Raw genomic sequence first — 22,864 nt, 5'->3', positions numbered from 1 at the left:
TTCGAATGAAGATAATCACCAAGATAAAACAGTTTTTTATTGCGTTATATCACCTTTTTATTGCAGCGGGTAAAGGTTTTGCTGAAGATAGAATCACAAAACTTAGTGCTTCTTTAGCATACTATACTATTTTTTCACTTACCCCTTTGATTATAATTGTTCTATCGGCAGCTACATTATTTTTTGGCGACAAAATGAATAATGATACACGCAATAGATTTTTTGCGCAAATTACCGACATGGTTGGCCAGGATGCTGCAGCACAACTTCAAGGTTTTGTTGAGCATGCCAATAAAACAGGACAATCAACAATAGGTTTAATCATTGGTATTGCTACACTCGTTGTTGGTTCCACCGCAATTTTTATCGAAATTCAGGATAGCATCAATATGATCTGGAAAGTAAAAGCCATCCCCAAAAAAGGTTGGCTTAAAATGCTTACCAACAGGTTACTTTCTTTTTCGTTAATTGTATCGATGGGTTTTCTTCTATTGGTATCGCTTGTTATTAATAGTATTGTGGTTGGGTTGGGCGATAAATTAACCAGCTTCCTTTCAAGAAGTAACATCGATGATGTTATTCCTGTTGCCGATAATACCATGACCTTGCTGATCTATATTTTAAATAATGTAATTACTTTAGCAGCAGTTACTGCCGTTTTTACCGTTATTTTTAAAGTACTACCTGATGTAATTATCAAATGGAAATCGGCCATAATAGGTGCTTTATTTACCGCTTTACTCTTTAGTTTAGGTAAATATCTTATCGGAGTTTATATAGAAAAAGGAAATCCGGGTTCTGCCTTTGGTGCCGCCAGTTCAATTATTGTGATTTTACTCTGGATTTACTACACCGCAATCATACTTTATTTTGGCGCAGAATTTACACAAGCTTATGCAGAAAAATACGATGGTGGTATTTCACCGAGTAAATATGCAGTTCATACTAAAATCACAATTGTAGAGAAAAAAGTTGACGTTTTACCACCTCAACATCCGGAAGATACTGTTGATGCGCCAACAAATTAGTCTTTAGTCTTTAGTCTTTAGTCTTTAGTCTTTAGTCTTTAGTATCAATTTGAACAAGAGGCAGATGTTTTATTTAGCTGATAAGTTTTAATACTTTCTCTCGTTACAAAATTGACTGTAAAATCATTTTGGACCTGAACAATTTTATTCACAGATTTTAGCATTGTATCTTTGAAAAGTTAACGAACAAACCGGCTGTTATTCCGAAAACAATCAAAATTAAAATACTACAATTAGATCTTTAATTGCTGAGTTCTAATCGGTTTCAAATTCGCTGATTTAATTTCCCGATTCATCAACGCTGATTTATGCTACATCATCAATAATTTTAGGTTCTTCTGTCACTTCGTCTTTTTCAATACGCAGGTTTCTGATGATGTGTTGTTGCCGATCGGGAGTATTTTTCCCCATATAATATTCAAGCAAACTTTTAATGGTTTGATCCTTCAAAATAACAGGGTCAAGCCTGATATCCTTACCAATAAACAAACCAAATTCATCAGGAGAAATTTCTCCTAACCCCTTAAAACGAGTAATTTCAGGCTTATTACCTAATTTTTCGATTGCGTTCCGGCGCTCTTCATCACTATAACAATAAATGGTTTCTTTTTTATTCCGAACCCTAAAAAGTGGTGTTTGTAAAATATAAACATGCCCTGCCTTTACCAAATCAGGGAAAAACTGCAGAAAGAAAGTCATCATCAACAACCTGATGTGCATACCATCCACATCGGCATCTGTAGCGATAACAATGTTGTTGTAATGCAAACCATCCAAGCCATCTTCAATGTTTAAAGCATGCTGCAATAAATTAAATTCTTCATTTTCATAAACCACCTTTTTTGTTAGCTCATAACAGTTAAGCGGTTTACCCTTCAAACTGAAAACTGCCTGGGTGTCAACATCACGCGATTTTGTGATTGAACCTGATGCTGAATCTCCTTCAGTAATAAACAAGGTTGTTTCATAACGTTTCTCATGTGTGGAATTGAAATGAACTTTACAATCGCGAAGTTTTTTATTGTGCAATGACGCTTTTTTGGCCCGGTCATTAGCCAGTTTCTTGATGCCCGCAATATCTTTACGCTCTCTTTCCGATTGGTTAATTCGCTTTAAAAGGGCATCGGCAACATCAGGATTTTTATGCAGGTAATCATCCAGTTCTTTTTTAACAAAATCATTAATGAATGTTGCAACAGACGGGCCTTCAGGTCCCATGTTTTGAGATCCCAATTTAGTTTTCGTTTGTGATTCGAAAACCGGCTCCTGTACACGAACAGAAATTGCTGCAATGATTGATGAACGCACATCTGATGCATCAAATTCTTTTTTAAAAAACTCGCGAACAGTTTTTACCACCGCAGCCCTGAAAGCTGCCTGGTGCGTTCCGCCTTGTGTGGTATGTTGCCCGTTCACGAAAGAATGATAATCTTCGCCATATTGCTGGCCGTGCGTCATTGCAATTTCAATATCGTTACCCACCATGTGAATAATCGGATAACGAATTTCCTCAGGCTTATTAAACTTAGAAAGTAAATCATAAAGACCTCTTTCAGAAAAATACTTTTGGTTGTTGAAATTTACAGTTAACCCGGTATTCAGAAATACATAATTCCAAACCATGCTTTCAACAAAATCAGGAATATAATGGTAATTTCTAAAAATAGTTTCATCAGGATAAAAAGTAATTGCCGTACCGTTTCGCTGCGTAGTATCAATTACCGGTTGCTCATTTACAATTTCTCCTTTAGAAAATTCTACTTTCTTTGTTTTACCATCTCTGTAAGATTGCACAATAAAACTGGTTGACAAAGCATTTACCGCTTTGGTACCTACGCCATTTAAACCGACCGATTTTTGAAAAGCATTACTATCGTATTTACCGCCGGTATTAATTTTGCTTACACAATCTATAACTTTTCCCAAAGGAATTCCACGACCATAATCTCTCACGTTTACCTTTTGCTCAGAAACTGTAATTTCAATGGTTTTTCCAGTTCCCATCACAAATTCATCAATAGAATTATCTACAATTTCCTTTAACAAAACATAAATTCCATCATCTTGTGCAGAACCATCACCAAGCTTACCGATATACATACCGGGGCGTAGTCTGATGTGTTCTTTCCAGTCTAATGAGCGAATACTGTCGTCGTTATAAATTACTTCTGCCATAAGTGTTCTTTATATTTTCATGTTAATTGAACTTTACTTTTATAAAAAGTAGCTATACCGAGGGATTTGCAGAGCAAGCCTTAAGGTTCAACATGACAATTTTTAGGATAATTGCTATCGGGAATTTGATTTTTGTTGGTTGGCTTTTCAAATCGCTGATAGCAAAAATTATTATACAATAATAAGATTTATTCTTTGATGCTTGCAAATAAAATATCAACAATAAATGCATGAAAAATATAGGGAGTAAAATCGTTGATGGGGCATGTTATTAATTACTTTTACATCATCTTACATTTACTCAATCATTCGTATCTTCAACCCTTAATCTAACACCGTATTTAATGCAACCTAAAAAACAGCTTTCGCTCTTTGATTTATCCATGATTGTGGTGAGTTTGGTAATAGGTATGGGTATTTTTCGCACGCCAGTTAATGTAGCGGCTAAAGCGCAAATTCCTGAATTATTTTATCTGGCCTGGTTTATCGGGGGAATTGTAGCCTTTTGCGGGGCGCTAACTTATGCAGAAATTGGATCACGCTTTCCTGTAACCGGTGGATATTATAAAATTTTCTCAGCAGCATATCATCCATCAATTGCTTTCGCTATTAATTGTATCGTAATTATTTCCAGTGCGGCATCTGTAGCTGCAATTTCTATTATCGGTGCAGAATACTTAGGAAAAATTGTTTTGCCGGAGGAAATGCAAACTGATTTTTATCGTGTCGCAATAGCCATAACCACGATTCTAATTTTTTATTTCATTAATCTTCTCGGATTAAAAGCCAGTGCAAAAACGCAAAATATATTAACCATCATCAAAATCGGATTGATCTTATTGCTCATTTGTGCCATCTTTTTTGGTTCACAACCCGAAACCATCAAACCCATTTTTAAAGCAGCGGATGGTGCCTTGCCAACCTGGTCTGATTATGGCAAAGCTTTAGGATTATGCTTAATTGCGGTTTCTTTCTCCTATGCAGGATACGCACAAACCATCAACTTTGGTGGAGAAGTTAAAGAAGCCAAAAAAGTAATTCCCCGTTCAATCATTATTGGTTTAACCATTATTGTGATTTTATATTTGGCTATAAATTATGTTTACGTAAAGGTTATCGGATTTGAAGAATTAAAAACAGCAGAAAGTATAGCGGCAATTCTGGCCTCAAAAATATTTGGTCCTGCGGGCTTTAATATGCTCTCTGTAATTATTTTTATCTCGGTTATGGGCTATGTAAATGTGAATTTACTGAGTAACCCAAGGGCTATGTTTGCCATGGGCGAAGAAGGTGCTTTACCCAAAATTTTCAGCAAAATGAGCAAGAAAACTGAAGTGATAACAGTAAGTTTAACTGTTTTTACCTTGATTGCTGTTGTGATTATTTTTTACGCCAAAACTTTCGATAAGATTCTAAATTACACCATTTTTTTAGAGAGCATCAGCATGGCCAGTTCAGCGGCAACAATTTTTGTTTTAAGAAAACGTACTGCTCATCTTGATCAAAAGACAATTTATACTGTTCCTTTATATCCTGTATTGCCTCTTATTTTTATTGCGGCATACACATTTGTGGCTTTCAGCATTTATGCTGATGACCCAAATGCAGCATTGAATGGGCTGTATATTTTTATTGGATTTTTAGCGATCTATTTTATTGCGAGATGGTTAAAGAAAAATAGTTAAAAATATTATTTGGGATTGTATTGCCAATCAACATGATAGTTTCAAAGAAGATAAATATGTTTAAACGCTACCGATTGACATTGCTACCAGGGATTTATATATTTGAGTTAATCAAATGCTCAGAATAACATGAATGAAATTTTAAAACAGAAGACCTTAAATTTTAACAGGAATACGTTTATAATAACAGAAATTGGTCTCGAAGTAAAACGGAAAAACCTATTTAGTTCAACAGAATATTTAGTGGCCTATGAAGATCTCGGAGTTCGCGTATTCAAAAGCAATAAAGGAGTATTTGGTTTTTTGATTTCATCAGGCATCCTGGTAATGCTTTCAATATTGCTTTATATTTTGAAAAAAGATGGAGAAGATATTGAAGACTCAGCCAGTCTGTTTTATTTAGGGTTAGCAGCTATTTGTTTCATCGTATTTATTTTAACGTACAAACGAAGTTTCAACTTAGTAAAGCCAGGAAATGTAAATGCAATTGAATTTTTGTATAATAATCCTAACAAAACAGAGCTTGATGCATTTATTGAAACGCTTATATCAACAAGAAATGGCTTTCTCTCTGAAAAATATGGAACATTAAGGTCATCTTTTTCTTATAATGATAATTATCGAAATATTCTTTGGCTATTAAATAATGATGTGATTAATAAAGCAGAATATGATAAACGTATTGATAAACTTAATGCTGAAATGAATAGGAAAGCTCAAAAAATAGGATTTGATTTCGGAATTAATTAACTGGTATTTGATTACCCTTCATATCCTCTCTTCTCTAAAATGCTACTTGTTCTATTAAAAAGGTAGATCAAGCTAAGCTTTACGGAAACAATTTAATCATTCAACGATAAAAACAATTTATTTCCGTATCTTTGCCCGCGAAGCAGGAATAAGGGCTTTGTCATTCTGAATGACAATATTCTCTCCGCAAGTTAGTCCTTCAACAATTGATTGTTCTAGCTTCTTCGATAAATATTATAAAAAGATACATGTTATTCAAAGAATTAAACCTCATTGAGCCAATTTTGAAGGCCCTTGAGACTGAAGGTTATACACAACCTACCCCAATACAGGAGCAATCCATCCCAACAATATTAAAAGGAAAAGATTTATTAGGTTGCGCACAAACCGGTACCGGAAAAACGGCTGCTTTTGCCATTCCAATGTTGCAATTATTGCACGAAAAACACCTTAACACTAAGGTAACAAAAAACATTAAGGCTTTGGTTTTAACGCCAACGCGCGAACTTGCCATTCAAATTGAAGAAAGTTTTAAAGCTTATGGCCGCCATTTAAACTTACGTCATCTCGTGATTTTTGGTGGTGTAAATCAGCACTCACAAGTAGAGGCTTTGAGAAAAGGCATCGATATTCTGGTTGCTACACCTGGCCGTTTATTAGATTTGATGAACCAGGGTTTTATCAGCTTGAACACGATAGAACTTTTTGTTTTGGATGAAGCCGACCGTATGTTAGACATGGGTTTTATTCACGATGTGAAAAGAGTGGTGGCTAAATTACCTGCAAAACGCCAGACTTTATTTTTCTCGGCAACGATGCCCGATGAGATCCAGAAGTTGGCCAATACCATTTTATCCAGCCCAACTAAGGTTGAGGTTACACCGGTTTCTTCAACTGCCGAAACCATTAATCAATCTATTTATTTTGTTGATAAACCAGATAAAAAAAAGTTATTAATTCACTTACTGGAAGATAAAGCAATTGAAACGGCCCTGGTTTTTACGCGTACCAAGCATGGTGCAGACCGGATTGTTAAAGATTTAGCTCATGCCGGAATTAAAGCCGCAGCCATTCATGGAAATAAATCGCAAAATGCCAGACAAAGAGCATTAACTGATTTTAAAGATAGAAAAATCCGTGTTTTAGTGGCAACTGATATTGCCGCCCGTGGTATTGATATTGATCAGTTATCACATGTTTTCAACTACGAATTACCAAACATTCCTGAATCTTACGTTCACAGGATCGGTCGTACAGGACGTGCAGGAGCAAATGGTATAGCCATTTCATTCTGCGATGCAGAAGAAAATGAATACTTATTGGATATCCAAAAGTTAATTAAAATCACTTTGCCTATTGTTGATAACCATCCTTATCCGTTAAGCTGGGAAAGCATGCTGGCCAAAAACCAGGTTAAACGTAAGCCTCAAACGCCTTCGAAAGGTGGTGGCAAGAAAAACGGCGATGGTAATATGAGTGGAAAACCACGCAATGCCAGTAACAACAGGCGATTTGGCGGAAACAGAAAAAAAGCGAAAGCTTAAGAAGGTTTATGATAGAAGGTTTAAGGTCGGAAACCTAGCCCCAAAACACATTAAATAAAATCTGGGATTCGATTTTTATTACCATCAATATATTATTACAAATGCACAAAAAAGAGCCCCGAGTTGAAAAAATCAATTCGGGGCTCTTCGTTATTTATTAAGCAAAAGAACGGAAAAACCTTTTACCTTAAACCTTCCGCCTTCTACCTTTATTAAACAACCACATTAATAATCTTTCCTTTTACGAAAATGATTTTCTTAGGTGCTTTATCATCTAAAAATTTCTGGAATTGTTCATTCGCCAATAAAATGGTTTCCACTTCAGGTTGTGCTAAAGTTAAACTCAGGTTTAAGTTCATCTTCATTTTACCGTTGATTGAAACCGGATAAGCAAACTCATCCTCAACTAAATGCTCAGGATTAAAAGTTGGGAAAGCAGCGTAAGATAAGCTACCAGCCTCATTGCCCAACTGAACCCAAAGTTCTTCGCAGATGTGTGGTGCATAAGGCGATAAAATAACCACCATATCCTGCAAAATACTTCGCTTGTTACATTTCAAATCCGTTAACTCATTAACAGCAATCATGAAACTCGAAACTGAAGTATTGAAAGAGAAACGCTCAATATCATCCTGAACTTTTTTGATGATTTTATGCAGGGCTTTCAATTCTGCTTTAGTTGGTTCTGCATCTGAAACAGTAAATTCCCAAGCCTCATTGTGGAATAACCTCCAGAACTTACGTAAGAATTTAAATACGCCTTCAATACCGTTTGTATTCCAGGGTTTGCTTTGCTCTAACGGCCCCAAAAACATCTCGTACATCCGCAAAGTGTCTGCACCGTAACGTTCAATCAAATCATCGGGATTAACCACGTTGAATTTCGATTTCGACATTTTTTCCACTTCAACACCGCAGACGTATTTTCCACCTTCAAGAATAAATTCTGCATGGGCATATTCTTCCCGCCAGGCTTTAAATTTATTTAAATCTAAAGTGTCGTTCTCAACAATGTTAACATCAACATGTAATGCAGTAGTATTGTATTCTTTCCTTAATCCAGCTGAAACATAGGTATTTGTCGGCTTACCTTGCTCATCATTAATCCGGTAAACAAAATTACTTCTACCCTGAATCATCCCTTGATTAATCAGTTTTTTGAAAGGTTCCTCTTCTTTGGCATAACCTAAATCTTTCAAAAATTTGTTCCAGAAACGGCTATACAATAAGTGACCTGTTGCGTGCTCAGAACCCCCGATATACAAATCGACATCCTTCCAATAATCAATAGCTTCTTTTGATGCGAAGTCAGCATTATTGTTGGCATCCATATAACGGTACCAATACCAGCTGCTTCCGGCCCAACCTGGCATGGTGCTTAATTCATACTCGTATTTGCCATCATATTTCCAATCTTCAGCACGACCTAAAGGAGGCTCGCCGGTTTCAGTAGGAAGATATTTGTCAATTTCAGGAAGAATTAACGGCAGTTCTTCTTCTTTCAATAAATAAGGTAAGCCATCTTTGAAATAAACCGGAATAGGTTCACCCCAATAACGCTGGCGGCCAAAAATCGCATCGCGCTGACGGAAATTAACTTTAGCTTTTCCAACGCCTTTTTCTTCAAGCCAGTTATTTAAAAAATCAACTGCTTCTTTATAGGTCAATCCATTGATAAAACCAGAATTTATATATTTTCCTTCTTTGGTTGGATCGGCCTGTTCATCGATATTTTGTTGTGCATCCAAAATCTGGATGATTGGCAAATTGAAATGTGTAGCAAATAACCAATCGCGTTGGTCACCACTTGGAACGCCCATAACCGCACCCGTTCCGTAACCAGCAAGTACGTAATCAGCAATCCATAATTGCACGCGTTCGCCACTAACCGGATTAATCACATAAGTTCCTGTAAATGCACCCGAAACTGTTTTGGTATCTGCCATACGATCCAATTCAGATTTCTTTTTAGTTTGAGCAATATAATTTTCAACATCTTGCTTTTGCGCTGGTGTGGTCAATTCAGCTACCCATTCATGCTCTGGTGCCAATACTAAATAAGAAACCCCAAAAATGGTATCTACCCGGGTGGTAAATACTTCTATATATTTTTCAGTTTTCAGGTTTGAGTTTTCAGTTTCTTCAACTGCCAACTGTGAATTGTCAACTGCAAACTTCACTGATGCACCAACACTTTTACCAATCCAGTTTCGCTGCATTTCCTTAATTGGTTCAGGCCAGTCGATGGTATCCAGCCCCTGCAAAAGGCGATCAGCATAAGCGGTAATCCGCATGCTCCATTGCATCATTTTCTTTTGTTCAACCGGATGTCCGCCACGCTCAGAGAAACCATCTTTTACTTCATCATTTGCCAAAACCGTTCCCAGTGCAGGGCACCAGTTCACAGTACTTTCTTTAAGATAAGTTAATCGATATTTCAATAACTCCTCTTGCCTTTCTTCATCACTAAAGGTTGCCCAGTCGCTTGGCAAAAATGATTTCACATCATCATCGCAAACTGCTTTTACATCTGCTGTGCCTGATGCGTTGAATTTTTCAATCAGAGTGGTAATATCTTCCGCCCTATCGTTTTCAATGTTATACCAAGAATTGAACAACTGCATAAAAATCCATTGTGTCCATTTATAGTAAGATGATTCACTGGTACGAACTTCGCGGCTCCAATCGAATGAAAAACCAATTTGATCTAACTGACGACGATAAGTCGCAATATTTGCCTCCGTGGTAATTGCCGGATGCTGACCTGTTTGTATGGCATATTGTTCTGCTGGCAATCCGAATGAATCGTAACCCATTGGATGCAAAACGTTAAAGCCTTTAAGGCGTTTATATCGTGAAAAAATATCTGATGCAATGTAACCCAGTGGATGACCAACATGTAAACCTGCTCCTGATGGATAAGGAAACATATCCAACACATAATATTTTGGTTTTTCAGAATTAGGCTCGGCTTTAAATGTTTGATTATCGGCCCAAAACTTCTGCCACTTTTTTTCTATTTCTTTGAATTGGTAATCCATTGCAAGTTTTAAATTTTTAAAGGGGCGAAATTACGGAAATTAAGGGGCTTAGTAAAACATAATTTTTGTTAATAACACTCATTAAATAAGTTATGAAGTAATAAAAAAATGCGCCATTGATATAAAAACCAATGGCGCAAGCAAATAATCGGGGGATTAGAATCTTATCTTGTTAAATAATAAACCTTAACCACGTTGGTTTTATCAAGTTTAGCAGTAAATTGAAATTGTTTCTCTGTCAAACTGTTCACAGTACAATAAAAATCACCTTCAGAAAAAGACATATTAAATGCTTCTCCTGTACTGATGTAAGTGCCGATAGATCGGTCTCCTTTTATATTCAATTCCACCTGGTCGTCATTGTTAGATTTAAAGTCCATATAATCGCCACTTAGTCCGGTTATGGTGCCGTTAACTTTTTTGGGATCTCCGGCTAAATCTGCAACTGTATAACCAGACACTTCTATTTTGCTGATGTTCCATTTACCCATCATACGGGCTTTTAAAGATGTTTCGTCCTTTTTGCAGGAGAATAACATTGTCGTGACTACAACGAGCAGACTTAGGAATGTAATTTGTCTTTTCATAGTGATTAATTGTTTTAGGTTCTTTTAATAACGCCGTTTGAGCAAATTTCGTACCGTAGTTTTAAAGAAACTATATTAATTTAAAAATATTGATTAGAAACTAATTTTCTGGAAATGCCGTTTATGATGATTATATTGGTGTTTATCAGGTATAATTTATATTTTCGCAAAAACAAAATCAAATTACATGGAAGAATTCGAAGTAAGTGATGCATCTAAGAAAACCAAAACCGTATATATTTCTACTATTATTAGTATTGCATTGGTTTTATTGATGTTAGGACTACTTGGGTTGGTACTTGTACACGCCAAAAACCTGTCAAACTACGTTAAAGAAAACATTGTTTTGAATATCATAGTTGATGAAGGTGCTAAGGAAACCGATGTTCTGGCATTCCAAAAGGAGTTGAACCAAAATCCGGCTGTAAAACAAACTCAATATGTGAATAAAGAGCTTGCAGCAAGAAACTTAACACAAGATTTGGGCGAAGACTTTGTCAACTTCTTAGGCTATAATCCATTAACTTCTACCTTCGATGTATATTTAAAAGCAGAATATGCAAACAATAAAAGCATTGATGAATTAAAAGCTTCGATTTCCAAAAACCCGGTTGTGAAAGAAGTGGTTTACCAGAGTTCGTTAATTGATATGGTAAATAAAAACATTAACACCATCGGATTGATTATACTGGCATTTGCTGCACTACTTCTTGTAATTGCCATAGCACTGATTAACAACACGATACGCTTAGCAATTTACTCGCAAAGATTTTTAATTAAAAGTATGCAGTTAGTTGGTGCAACGAAAAATTTTATCAGACGTCCTTTCTTATTATTTGCAGCATTGCATGGCTTAATTGCAGCTTTCATTGCAATTATCATTTTGCTTGCTACATTAATTTATGCCCGTAAAGAAGTGCCTGAAATTATCATTCTGAACAATTACAAAGAATTTGGGTTCGTATTTGTTGGTTTAATCATTATAGGAATTTTTATTACAGGCATTAGTACCTGGTTTGCGGTAAGCAGATATTTACGTTTAAAATCTTATCATCTTTACAGATAATGGCAGAAAAAAAAACAAGTCCGATTGTTAAGGACGTTAAAAGCGAATTGGTTTTTACCAAAAAAAACTATCAGTTGTTATTAATCAGCATAGCTATTGTAGCAGTTGGTTTTATTTTAATGATGGGCACAACCGGCGACATTTACGATTTTAGAAGAACTTTACTTGCACCGCTTGTGGTTCTTTTTGGTTTTGCCTTTGGAATTTACGCCATCCTAAAAAAATAATTTTGCTATACTTATAGCATTTTTTTTAACTTTAGAATATGGCAACAACAAATTTGCAAATTGAGATAAATTCACTTCCTATGAATCTTAGGCAAGAAGTAGCAGATTTTGTTGAATTCTTCAAAACAAAAAATAAAAATAAGCCCAAACTAAAATCACGCGAATTTGGTTACGCTAAAGGCAAAATTAAACTATCGGATGATTTTGATAAACCTTTAGAAATGTTTGCAGATTATATTTAATGGCTTTTTTATTGGATACACATGCTTTTTTATGGTTTGTCGCTGGAGATGAACAATTACCTGCTTCTGTTAAAAAAAAACTTTCTGATATTAATGAGCCTTGTTTCTTAAACATTGCTTTCCTTTGGGAAATAGCAATAAAAAAACAAATAGGGAAACCTGAATTAAACATTGGTTTCAATGAACTATTTCGTTTTGCTGAAAGAAATCAAATTGAAATCATCTCTATTAATGAAGCGCACCTTTCTGCTTTATTAAATCTCACTTTCATTAATACCAACCCTTTTGATAGAATTATCATATCACGAGCCATTGCAGAAGATTTAGTATTACCATCAAGAGATAAAAAATTAAAAAATTATAACTTAAAATTAATGTGGGAATAAACCCATTACTAACACATGAACTTTTTTGAAGCCATTATCCTTGCAATTGTTGAAGGACTAACAGAGTTTTTACCTGTATCGAGCACAGGTCACATGATCATTGCATCATCTTTCATGGGCATCGCAAGCGAACCTTTCGTTAAGCTGTTTACCATTGCAATTCAATTGGGAGCAATCCTTTCGGTTGTGGTATTGTATTTCAAAAGATTTTTCAAATCCATAAATTTCTACATTAAACTTTTGGTTGCCTTTATTCCGGCAGCGGTTTTCGGACTCTTGCTGAGCAAAAAGATCGATGAACTTTTAGAAAACCCTATGGCTGTTGGCATTTCACTCTTAGCAGGTGGTGTGATCCTGTTGTTTGTTGACAAATGGTTTAACAGACCAACTATTGATGAAGAAGAACAAGTAACTTATTTAACGGCTTTAAAGATTGGTTTTTTTCAGTGTATTGCCATGATTCCTGGGGTATCACGCTCAGGAGCAACAATTGTTGGTGGTATGAGCCAGAAGTTGAGCAGAAAAGTAGCCGCAGAATTTTCATTCTTTTTAGCTGTACCAACCATGTTTGCCGCAACTGCAAAAAAACTTTTCGATTTTTATAAAGAAGGTAATATCATAACATCCGAGCAAACCAATATTTTAATCGTTGGAAACGTGGTAGCTTTCATTGTTGCTTTATTAGCGATAAAAAGCTTTATCGGATACTTAAACAAACACGGTTTCAAAATATTTGGCTGGTATAGAATTGTTGCCGGATTGATTATCATTATCATGTTATTGACAGGGCACAACTTACAAATTATTTAATCTGTATCTTTGCGCAAAAAAAGATTTGTGAGTACAGAAAATTCAAAGTTTAAAGATTTTAATTTTGCAGAAGGCGAACTGCTGTTGATTAATAAACCATACAAATGGACTTCATTTGATGTGGTTGGCAAAATTCGTAATTCTTTAAAACCGTTAAAACTAAAGGTTGGCCACGCAGGTACTTTAGATCCTTTAGCAACGGGTTTATTAATTATTTGCACCGGAAAATTAACCAAACAAATAGATACTTTCCAGGCAGAAGAAAAAGAATATACCGGCACCATGATTCTGGGTGCCACTACTCCATCTTTCGATATGGAAACCGAAGTTGATGAAACTTTCGACTTCAGTAAAATTACAGAGGAGGAGATTTATGCTGCCTGCAAACCATTCACTGGCGATATAGAACAATATCCGCCAGCACATTCGGCAGTAAAAGTTAATGGAGAGCGCTTATATGTGAAAGCCAGATTAGGAGAGGAAGTAGAATTGAGGAAACGTTTTGTGAGTGTTCCAGAATTTGAAATTACCCGAATTGCCTTACCCGAAATTGATTTCAGGATTGTTTGCAGCAAAGGAACCTATATCCGCTCCCTGATTTCTGATTTTGGGAAACAGCTTAATAATGGCGCCTATCTTTCAAAACTTACCCGTACCCGAAGCGGGAACTTTTTGCTTTCCAATTCGTTTGAGGTTTTAGAACTCGTTAATTATATTCGTAGTAAGAAAGAAGAAGCTAAAACTGAACCGATATGAACAGCACCAGAAACAGAAACATTCGATTTGTAAAAGAATTTTTCTTAATAATTGCTGGTGTTACCTCGGCTTGTTTTGGTTTAAAAAGCTTTTTAATGCCCAATGAATTTATTGATGGTGGCGTTACAGGGATTTCGCTTTTGGTAAGTACGTTAACCAAATGGAATCTATCTTATTTAATAGCCATTATTAACATTCCCTTCGTAATTTTAGGTTACAAACAAATAGGCAAAGGTTTTGCCGTTAAAACGGCCATTGCCATTGCAACGCTGGCCATAGCATTAACAATTGTTCCTTTTCAGCCCATCACACACGATAAACTCTTAATCGCATTTTTCGGTGGCTTATTTCTTGGCGGTGGCATTGGTTTAGCCATGAGAGGAGGATGTGTTATCGATGGAACGGAAGTTTTAGCTCTTTATATCAGTAAAAACAGCGTACTCACTGTAGGCAATATCATTTTAATATTAAACATCATCATATTTGCATTTGCAGCCCATTTCCTGAATATAGAAACTGCTTTATATGCAATCCTAACTTACTTGTCAGCATCCAGCACCATTGATTTCATTGTAAACGGATTGGAACAATATACCGGAGTTACCATTATTTCCGAACACCAGGAAGAAATTAAAGGCTTTATCATCAATGAAATGAAACGTGGTGTTACCATTTATAAAGGCGAAGGTGGTTATGGTGAAAAAAATGATCTCGATATTATTTTTACAGTAGTAACCAAGTTAGAAGTGAGCAAATTACAATCTGCAATAAGACAGATTGATAACGACGCTTTCGTGATACAGCAACAAATTGCCGATTTAAAAGGTGGTGTAGTTAAGCGCCATTCTTTACATTAATTTTTCCATCCCTTGAAAATATATCATAATCTTTCTGATTTTAAAAAATTAAATAACGCAATTGTAACGATTGGTACATTTGATGGTGTACATTTCGGACACCAGAAAATAATCAAACAATTGGTAGAAAAGGCTAAAACAGCTCATGGCGAAAGTGTGATTTTAACTTTCTTCCCGCACCCGCGGATGATTATTGACCCGGAAAACCAGGAGTTAAAAATGATCAATACCATTAATGAAAAAGCCGAAATATTGAAGCGTTTAGGTGTTGATCATTTAATCATTACACCCTTTACCAGAGATTTTTCCAATCAAAGTCCGGAGGATTATATCAAAAATACTTTGGTAGATAATATTGGAACCAAACACATTATTATTGGTTACGACCACCGTTTTGGAAAAGATCGTTCAGGAAATTTAGCAGATTTAAAAGCTGCGGGCTTACATTTCGGCTTTACTGTGGAGGAAATTGCAGAACAGGATATTCACGATGTAGCCGTTAGCTCTACCAAAATCCGTCAGGCGCTTTTAGCAGGTGACGTGAGTTTGGCAGCCGATTACCTTGGTTATCCATTTTCAATTTTTGGAAGAGTAATTAAAGGCGATAAAATTGGAAGAACCATTGGTTTTCCGACAGCAAATATTTTTGTAGAGGAAACATACAAACTAATTCCAGGTGACGGTATTTATGCGGTTACAGTAGAAATGAATTTTAAGTCAGAAGTCATAAGTCCGATGACCGATGATAAAATTTCAGACAGTATTATCAGCTTTACCTCAAAACTTCCGGCTTCCGACTTCCAGCTCCGGGCTTTTAAAGGCATGGCTTATATCGGTCAGCGACCAACCATAAATGGAATGACCAGAAACATTGAAGTTAATATTTTTGATTTTAACGAGGAGATTTATGGGCAGGACATTAAAATGAATTTCCTTAAATTTTTACGTCACGATGTTAAATTTACAGGTTTGGAGGCCTTAACCATTCAACTACAAAAAGATAAAGAAGCTACCTTGGCTTACTTTGAATCAGTATCATAGTTATTAAGCAAATTTGTTTTCAAAAAAGCCTTGAATTCGCTATATTAGCGGCAATGAGGCTTTTTTACATAATTTTCTTCCTCTTCACATCTTTTGGTTTTGCGAGCGCTGCATCGCAGGAAAGGCAAAGCTATACCCAAAACAAAACCTCAAAAAATAGTTTTATTTCAAGCAAAAAGCAATATAAGATTTGCAAAGAATATGGCCTTGATCATGAAAGTTTTCAAAACGATTTCATCAATAATTCAACCGCCAAATTTTCTACCTCTTTTATTCTGCTTAACTGCTTTGTATTCCTATTTTTAGGAAACAAAAAAATAGCTGTTAAGGTTATTTTCAAAAAATTAAAATATAACTATTGGTGCCTGTTTAAAATGCTCTACCCGAAACATGTTTTTTGGTAAGTAATTTGATTTAACCGCAGTGATGCGGATTCACTTAATTGAGCACGAATGATGCTTCAAAAATTATTTTACTTCATTACTCATTTTAATAGATGCATTTACCAGATTTAATTGCCGATTTAGGATTAATTCTTGCCGCCGCAGGAATAACCACGCTTATATTTAAAAAAATAAAACAACCTTTAGTTTTAGGTTATATCCTGGCTGGCCTTATGGTTGGCCCTCATTTAGATTTTTTTCCATCAGTTACAGACACCAAAAGCATAAACATTTGGGGAGAAATCGGTGTAATATTTCTTTTATTCAGTTTGGGGTTAGAATTCAGTTTCAAAAAGCTGGTCAAAGTTGGCGGATCAGCCTCAATTACAGCCGTTGTTGAAGTTGTTTTCATGCTTTTGATTGGTTTTGCCGCAGGAAAACTAATGGGTTGGAAAACCATGGATAGCGTATTTCTTGGAGGTATTTTGTCAGTCTCTTCCACTACCATCATTATCAGGGCTTTTGAGGAACTCGGGGTTAAGCATAAAAAATTCGCAGGGCTAGTGTTTGGCGTACTGATTGTTGAAGATCTGGTAGCCATCTTACTACTTGTTTTACTATCAACATTGGCAGTAAGCCAACAATTTGCTGGCAGTGAAATGCTAATTTCTATTTTAAAACTTGCGTTTTTCCTCGTCTTATGGTTTCTGGGCGGAATATTTCTGATTCCAACTTTCTTAAAAGCGACCAGAAAATTGATGAATGATGAAACCATGCTGGTTGTTTCATTAGCACTTTGTTTAATCATGGTTTTACTTGCCGTTAAAGTAGGCTTCTCTCCTGCCCTTGGCGCTTTTATCATGGGATCTATTCTGGCAGAAACAACTCAGGCAGAGAAAATTGAGCATTTAACAAAATCAGTAAAAGATTTATTTGCGGCGGTATTCTTCGTTTCCGTGGGAATGTTAATTGACCCTAAAATCTTGCTGGATTATGGCTTGCCGATTGTGATCGTAACTTTAGCAACTATTATTGGCAAATTACTCAGCACATCGCTTGGTGCCTTATTATCTGGTCAGCCATTAAAAACCTCGGTACAGGCAGGAATGAGTCTGGCGCAGATCGGGGAGTTTTCTTTCATTATCGCAACTTTAGGTTTAACCCTTAAAGTAACCAGCGATTTCTTGTATCCCATTGCAGTTGCTGCATCAGCAATTACTACTTTTACAACGCCATACTTAATTAAATTATCTGAACCTTTCTATAATTTCCTAACCAGAATTTTTCCTAAAAAATGGTTAAGCGGTATAGAGAGATACAGTTCAAGTACCGCAGGAATAACAACTTTAAGCGATTGGAAAATTTTGTTACGTAGTTACGCTTTTAATACGATCATCCATTCGGTTATCATTATCGCAGTGATCTTTCTAGCCTCACGCTACGTACAGCCGTTTATTGCAAAAAACGTTGTAAACGGGATAAATTCCACCATCATCAGCTTAATTGTTTCCTTCATTTTAATGGCGCCATTTTTATGGGCATTATCCATCAGAAGAATACAAAAAACAGCTTATTCTCATTTGTGGCTGAATAAAAAATACACCAGAGGCCCATTAATTGCAATTGAAATTTTCAGGATTGCACTTGGTATATTTTTCGTAGGATTTTTGATGTATGAGTTTTTCGATACCTGGATTGCTGCCGGAATAGCATTAACCTTAATTGTTCTGGTTATGGTTATTTTTTCCCGTAAACTTCAGGCATTTTACAATAAACTGGAAAAACGTTTCATGTTGAACCTGAATGCCAGGGAAAATCAAAAACCGGATATTTTGCCCTGGGATACCCACTTAACAGAGATTAAGGTTTCACCAGAATCTGATGTTGTGGGCAAAACGCTGGCAGAATTGATGATCAGAGAAAAATATGGCGTAAATATTGCCTTAATTGAACGGGGAAGGAATAATATTCCAACACCTGGAAGAGATGAGCGGCTTTACCCTAATGATAAATTACTTTTAATTGGAGCCGATGATCAGCTTGCATCAGTAAAAGCACTTTTAGAAGTAGATGCGCCGCAAACAGAACAGGAGAAAGGTTTCCCGGATAAGGAAATGACCTTGCAGAAAGTGGTGGTTAATACCGAATCGCCGGTGTATGGTTTGAGTATCCGGAATGCTGGTATAAGGGAAAAGGCGCAAGCATTAATCGTTGGGATTGAGCGTGGTTCTGATCGGATTTTAAATCCGTCATCCGATTTTGTTTTCGATAAAGGCGATGTTATTTGGATTGTGGGGAATAATAAAAAAATTAAGGAGGTCATTTAAAGTTGGGAGTCTTTAGTCAGTAGTTCGGAGTCTTGGCACAAATTAACTACCAACTAAAGAAGACTAATCTCTATGCAAAGATTGATTTAACTTCTGTTTGAGGTGTTTATCATCCCACTTCGGTCTCCTGACTTCGGACTAAAAAACATATCTTCGTGTATAACCTGGGCCTATGAAAGTTGATAGAGAAAAGAGTGAATTTCTGGATGAAGTGATTGAGCAATGGCAAAGTGATGGTTTAATTACCGAGGAAACAGGTATAAAACTTCGCAAAAGCTATGAAGCAAAAAATTTCGATTGGCTACGATTGGCCCAATATGCTTTTTGGGTAGCACTGGCTTGTGGTTTTATTGCTTTGGGTTCTCTCATAATAGACAATTCCATCCTTAATTATTTGAAACGGGTTTATGATACCCCAAATATTGTTATCGCCATTGTTTCGGGTGGCCTGGCAGCATGGCTTTATCTATTAGGTTTTCGAAGGAAGAAAAAAATGGCCCACCTGAAATTTAGTAACGAGGCTATCGTATTTTCAGCCATTTTACTTACCGCAAATGCCATTGCTTATTTTGGAAAAGCATTGGATAATGGTTCAGGAAACTTTTCTATCTTAATCTTAATATCGGTTTTTATTTATGGTGCTTTGGGCTATCTCTTCAACTCCAGATTAATATGGATTTTCGCACTGATTTCACTAGGGGCATGGTTTGGAACCGAAACGGGATATCTTAGCCGTTGGAATTATTATTTCCTGGGAATGAATTATCCATTACGATTTGTGGTTTTTGGAGCAGTTTTAACCGCAGCATCTTTCATCATGAAAGCCTTACCCAAAACACAGCACTTTTTTCAGGTAACCTACATTGCAGGAATGGTTTATTTATTTGTATCGTTATGGGCCCTATCGGTTTTTGGTAACTTCGCAAGTTTGGAAGAATGGTATTCGGTCAGGCAGTTAAGCTTGTTTTATTGGGCATTAATTTCGGCCGCCATTTGTGTGGCCAGCACTTTATTTGGATTAAAATATCATGATGATATCGCAAGAGAATTCGGCATTACCTTTCTGTTTATAAATCTTTACACCCGCTACTTTGAGTATTTTTGGGATAGTTGGCATAAGGCATTATTTTTTTCGGTATTGGCCGCATCGTTCTGGTTAATCGGTAGAAAAGCAGAGAAGATCTGGAATGTTGAGTTTTTAAAGCGATAGATAACTTACGAAGTCTCAATCTAATTAAGAAATTTGACCGTATTAAGATGGAAGTTAACAATCAACATTTATACAGCAAGGTTATTGATTTGCTTAACCAAGCCAAACAGAGTGTAGCACAAACCATTAACAATACAATGGCGATGGCATACTTTGAAATAGGCAAAATGATAGTAGAAGAAGAACAGAAGGGCAAAGAAAAATCAGAGTATGGTAAACAAGTTTTAAAAGAACTTTCAAAAAGATTAGTTACTGAATTTGGTAAAGGATTTTCTGAAACGAATTTGAAACAAATGAGGTTTTTCTACCTTACTTATTCAATTCGTCAGACAGTGTCTGACGAATTCGTAAAAGAACAGACACTGTATGCACAATTCAAACTTACATGGTCACACTATCTTAAATTAATGAGGATAATTGATATAAATGAACGTAATTTTACGAAATAGAGGCTATAAAAAATAATTGGAGCCTACGTGAACTACAACGTCAATACGATTCTGCATTATATACACGCCTTGTAGTAAGCAGAGATAAGGAAGAAGTTCTATCGTTTGGACAAAAGGGACAGATAATTGAAAAGAATAAAGATTTAATAAAAGACCCCTGCATTTTAGAATTTTTAGGTTTACCAGAAAAAAGTTTTTATTCAGAAAGCGATTTAGAGCAAAAACTAATAGATAAATTAGAGCATTTTTTATTAGAGTTAGGCAATGGCTTTACTTTTGTAGCACGCCAAAAAAGAATAACCTTTGAAGAACGACACTTCAAAATAGATTTAGTTTCTATAACCGCATTTTGAGGTGTTTTGTATTGGTCGATTTGAAGATTGGTGAATTGAAACATCAAGATATTGGTCAAATGCAGATGTATGTAAATTATTTCGATAGAGAGGTAAAGTTAGAAGATGAGAACAAAACCATTGGTATCATTCTCTGTCAGGATAAAAGCGAATCTGTGGTAAAATACACGTTACCTCAAAACAATGAACAAATTTTTGCAAGTAAATACCTTACGGTCTTACCAAGTGAAAAAGATCTTATCAAAATCATTGAGAATTAGTTATTTGAAATAACAGACTGACGAAGTTTCCCACTATCACATTGCGCCCTAAACTTCGTGAGTCAGGAAACTTGCGAAGTCTTAAAGGCCAGGAGCAGCGCATGACTTCGACAGTTTTTTGAAATAACAGACTGACGAAGTTTCCCACCATCACGTTGCGCTCTAAACTTCTTGAGTCAGGAAACTTGCGAAATCTTAAAGGCCAGGAGCAGCGTATGACTTCGACAGTTTTTTAAAGGTAACAGGCTGACGAAGTTTCCCGCCATCACATTGCGCTCTAAACTTCGTGAGTCAGGAAACTAGCGAAGTCTTAAAGGCCAGGAGCAGCGCATGACTTCGACAGTTTTTTAAAGGTACAGACTGACGAAGTTTCCCACCATCACATTGCTCTCTAAACTTCGTGAGTCAGGAAACTTGCGAAGTCTTAAAGGCCAGGAGCAGCGCATGACTTCGACAGTTTTTTAAAGGTAACAGGCTGACGAAGTTTCCCACCATCACATTGCGCTCTAAACTTCGTGAGTCAGGAAACTTGCGAAGTCTTAAAGGCCACGAGCAGCGCATGACTTCGACAGTTTTTAAAGGTAACAGGCTGACGAAGTTTCCCACTATCACATTGCTCTCTAAACTTCGTAAGTCAGGAAACTTGCGAAGTCTTAAAGGCCAGGAGCAGCGCGTGACTTCGACAGTTTTTTAAAGGTACAGACTGACGAAATTTCCCACTATCACGTTGCGCTCTAAACTTCTTGAGTCAGGAAACTTGCGAAGTCTTAAAGGCCAGGAGCAGCGCGTGACTTCGACAGTTTTTTAAAGGTACAGACTAACGAAATTTCCCACTATCACGTTGCGCTCTAAACTTCTTGAGTCAGGAAACTAGCGAAGTCTTAAAGGCCACGAGCAGCGCGTGACTTCGACAGTTTGAGATTTTCGTCATTGCGAACTGAAGAAAAGGCTTTGCGTTGGCGTGAAGCAATCTTTCTAAATATTGCAATTGATTACGGCAGCAAAATAGCTTGCTTTGAATTATACTTTACAATAAAATCACCAATTGTTTTATGATTAGATAAGCCGCTAAAACATATAAAAATATTGCGATTGATTTATTGATAATTAAGCTGCTCAAAGCAAATTTTTCCTGAATAAAGGTGGCGAAATGGGCATATAGGTATAAAGCCAACGCAGAGCCAAACCCAGAGCCCAGACTGAAAATAACAAGGGAGAGATAATCCGTTTCAATCCACTCATGTAAGATGACATAATTACCAAAAAAAAGCCAGAATGGGATTTGAACAGGGTTCAACACTCCTAATATCAATCCATAAAGCACGCTTCCGCTACGCTTATCTTCTTTCGTATTACTTGTTTTAGGTACTTTTTTACGGTTTGCCCAGGTGATTGTTCCCATGGTAATAAACATGAGAATCATAAAGCAATCTACCAAAGTCCCTAATTTTACTTCGCTTACGGCCTCATTGGGATTGATATCGCTCATTGCCCAACGGGCGAAACGCATCATACCGAAGGTAAAAAAAACTTCTACACACGAAAAAGACAAAATGAAATACCAAACCTGGCGCATCCCTTTATTGATCGCGAGCTGCGCCACCGTAAGATTAATATTGCCTGGAGGTATATACCCCATGGCGTTGAGTATAATGCCTATGAAAAACGTTAAAAAAAGCATTGCCGA

19 protein-coding genes and 1 pseudogene are annotated in these 22,864 nt (G+C 36.3%); 16 read left to right on the top strand and 4 right to left on the bottom strand.

Annotated elements, in window-relative coordinates; all coding sequences use genetic code 11:
• The first annotated feature begins 5 nt into the window (after positions 1 to 5).
• Complete coding sequence (locus DU508_RS10550; RefSeq protein WP_115402792.1) at positions 6 to 1,028, top strand: YihY/virulence factor BrkB family protein; 1,023 nt, start codon at positions 6 to 8, stop codon at positions 1,026 to 1,028.
• Between the two features lie 306 nt (positions 1,029 to 1,334).
• On the opposite strand, the gene DU508_RS10545 is transcribed toward DU508_RS10550, so the two are convergent.
• Positions 1,335 to 3,203 (bottom strand): DNA topoisomerase IV subunit B, encoded by a 1,869-nt coding sequence (locus DU508_RS10545; RefSeq protein ID WP_115402791.1) that lies wholly within the window; start codon positions 3,201 to 3,203, stop codon positions 1,335 to 1,337.
• 344 nt (positions 3,204 to 3,547) lie between these two features.
• Between DU508_RS10545 and DU508_RS10540 the strand changes: the two genes are divergently transcribed.
• The 3 genes from DU508_RS10540 (at position 3,548) to DU508_RS10530 (ending at position 7,182) form a co-directional block, all read left to right on the top strand.
• Positions 3,548 to 4,888: an APC family permease gene (locus DU508_RS10540; RefSeq protein ID WP_115402790.1), complete on the top strand. Its 1,341-nt coding sequence runs from the start codon at positions 3,548 to 3,550 to the stop codon at positions 4,886 to 4,888.
• Positions 4,889 to 5,017: 129 nt separating this feature from the next.
• Positions 5,018 to 5,638 (top strand): hypothetical protein, encoded by a 621-nt coding sequence (locus tag DU508_RS10535; protein ID WP_115402789.1) that lies wholly within the window; start codon positions 5,018 to 5,020, stop codon positions 5,636 to 5,638.
• 248 nt (positions 5,639 to 5,886) lie between these two features.
• A complete protein-coding gene (locus DU508_RS10530) occupies positions 5,887 to 7,182 on the top strand; it encodes a DEAD/DEAH box helicase (protein ID WP_115402788.1) in 1,296 nt (431 codons plus the stop codon).
• A gap of 212 nt (positions 7,183 to 7,394) precedes the next feature.
• Here DU508_RS10530 and leuS read toward each other — a convergent pair whose 3' ends face one another.
• A complete protein-coding gene (leuS, locus tag DU508_RS10525; RefSeq protein ID WP_115402787.1) occupies positions 7,395 to 10,223 on the bottom strand; it encodes a leucine--tRNA ligase in 2,829 nt (942 codons plus the stop codon).
• A gap of 164 nt (positions 10,224 to 10,387) precedes the next feature.
• Positions 10,388 to 10,810, bottom strand: coding sequence for a hypothetical protein (locus DU508_RS10520; protein WP_147273613.1), 423 nt, complete (start codon positions 10,808 to 10,810; stop codon positions 10,388 to 10,390).
• A 187-nt stretch (positions 10,811 to 10,997) separates the two neighbouring features.
• Here DU508_RS10520 and DU508_RS10515 point away from each other — a divergent pair, with 187 nt between their 5' ends.
• From DU508_RS10515 to DU508_RS24055, 12 genes and pseudogenes are all read left to right on the top strand, one after another.
• Positions 10,998 to 11,876: a cell division protein FtsX gene (locus tag DU508_RS10515; protein ID WP_115402785.1), complete on the top strand. Its 879-nt coding sequence runs from the start codon at positions 10,998 to 11,000 to the stop codon at positions 11,874 to 11,876.
• A complete protein-coding gene (locus DU508_RS10510) occupies positions 11,876 to 12,103 on the top strand; it encodes a DUF3098 domain-containing protein (RefSeq protein WP_115402784.1) in 228 nt (75 codons plus the stop codon). Before DU508_RS10515 ends, DU508_RS10510 begins: the two co-directional genes overlap by 1 nt.
• A gap of 38 nt (positions 12,104 to 12,141) precedes the next feature.
• Positions 12,142 to 12,345 (top strand): type II toxin-antitoxin system VapB family antitoxin, encoded by a 204-nt coding sequence (vapB, locus tag DU508_RS10505; protein ID WP_115402783.1) that lies wholly within the window; start codon positions 12,142 to 12,144, stop codon positions 12,343 to 12,345.
• Complete coding sequence (locus tag DU508_RS10500) at positions 12,345 to 12,731, top strand: type II toxin-antitoxin system VapC family toxin (RefSeq protein WP_115402782.1); 387 nt, start codon at positions 12,345 to 12,347, stop codon at positions 12,729 to 12,731. Before vapB ends, DU508_RS10500 begins: the two co-directional genes overlap by 1 nt.
• A gap of 15 nt (positions 12,732 to 12,746) precedes the next feature.
• Positions 12,747 to 13,541, top strand: coding sequence for an undecaprenyl-diphosphate phosphatase (locus tag DU508_RS10495; protein ID WP_115402781.1), 795 nt, complete (start codon positions 12,747 to 12,749; stop codon positions 13,539 to 13,541).
• A 27-nt stretch (positions 13,542 to 13,568) separates the two neighbouring features.
• Positions 13,569 to 14,297: a tRNA pseudouridine(55) synthase TruB gene (gene truB, locus DU508_RS10490; RefSeq protein WP_115402780.1), complete on the top strand. Its 729-nt coding sequence runs from the start codon at positions 13,569 to 13,571 to the stop codon at positions 14,295 to 14,297.
• Positions 14,294 to 15,154: a YitT family protein gene (locus DU508_RS10485; protein ID WP_115402779.1), complete on the top strand. Its 861-nt coding sequence runs from the start codon at positions 14,294 to 14,296 to the stop codon at positions 15,152 to 15,154. Before truB ends, DU508_RS10485 begins: the two co-directional genes overlap by 4 nt.
• 12 nt (positions 15,155 to 15,166) lie before the next feature.
• Entirely contained in the window at positions 15,167 to 16,195 is a 1,029-nt protein-coding gene (locus DU508_RS10480; protein WP_115402778.1) for a bifunctional riboflavin kinase/FAD synthetase, read from the top strand.
• A gap of 496 nt (positions 16,196 to 16,691) precedes the next feature.
• A complete protein-coding gene (locus DU508_RS10470; RefSeq protein ID WP_115402776.1) occupies positions 16,692 to 18,905 on the top strand; it encodes a cation:proton antiporter domain-containing protein in 2,214 nt (737 codons plus the stop codon).
• 172 nt (positions 18,906 to 19,077) lie between these two features.
• Positions 19,078 to 20,115, top strand: coding sequence for a DUF2157 domain-containing protein (locus DU508_RS10465; RefSeq protein WP_115402775.1), 1,038 nt, complete (start codon positions 19,078 to 19,080; stop codon positions 20,113 to 20,115).
• A gap of 47 nt (positions 20,116 to 20,162) precedes the next feature.
• The gene (locus DU508_RS24060) at positions 20,163 to 20,564 is read left to right on the top strand and encodes a DUF1016 N-terminal domain-containing protein (RefSeq protein WP_233509491.1); all 402 of its coding nucleotides are present in this window, start codon (positions 20,163 to 20,165) and stop codon (positions 20,562 to 20,564) included.
• Positions 20,561 to 21,177, top strand: a pseudogene (locus tag DU508_RS24055) (PDDEXK nuclease domain-containing protein). The gene DU508_RS24060 and the pseudogene DU508_RS24055 overlap by 4 nt, the downstream one beginning before the upstream one ends.
• A gap of 1,027 nt (positions 21,178 to 22,204) precedes the next feature.
• Here the strand turns inward: DU508_RS24055 and DU508_RS10455 are convergent.
• Positions 22,205 to 22,858 (bottom strand): LysE family transporter, encoded by a 654-nt coding sequence (locus DU508_RS10455; protein ID WP_115402774.1) that lies wholly within the window; start codon positions 22,856 to 22,858, stop codon positions 22,205 to 22,207.
• Positions 22,859 to 22,864 lie beyond the last annotated feature (6 nt).

The sequence above is a fragment of the Pedobacter chinensis genome, assembly GCF_003339865.1.
Taxonomy (GTDB): Bacteria; Bacteroidota; Bacteroidia; order Sphingobacteriales; family Sphingobacteriaceae; genus Pedobacter; species Pedobacter chinensis.
The sequence above is the reverse complement of the archived record's forward strand: the minus strand, read 5'-3'. Positions and strand labels throughout refer to the sequence as shown.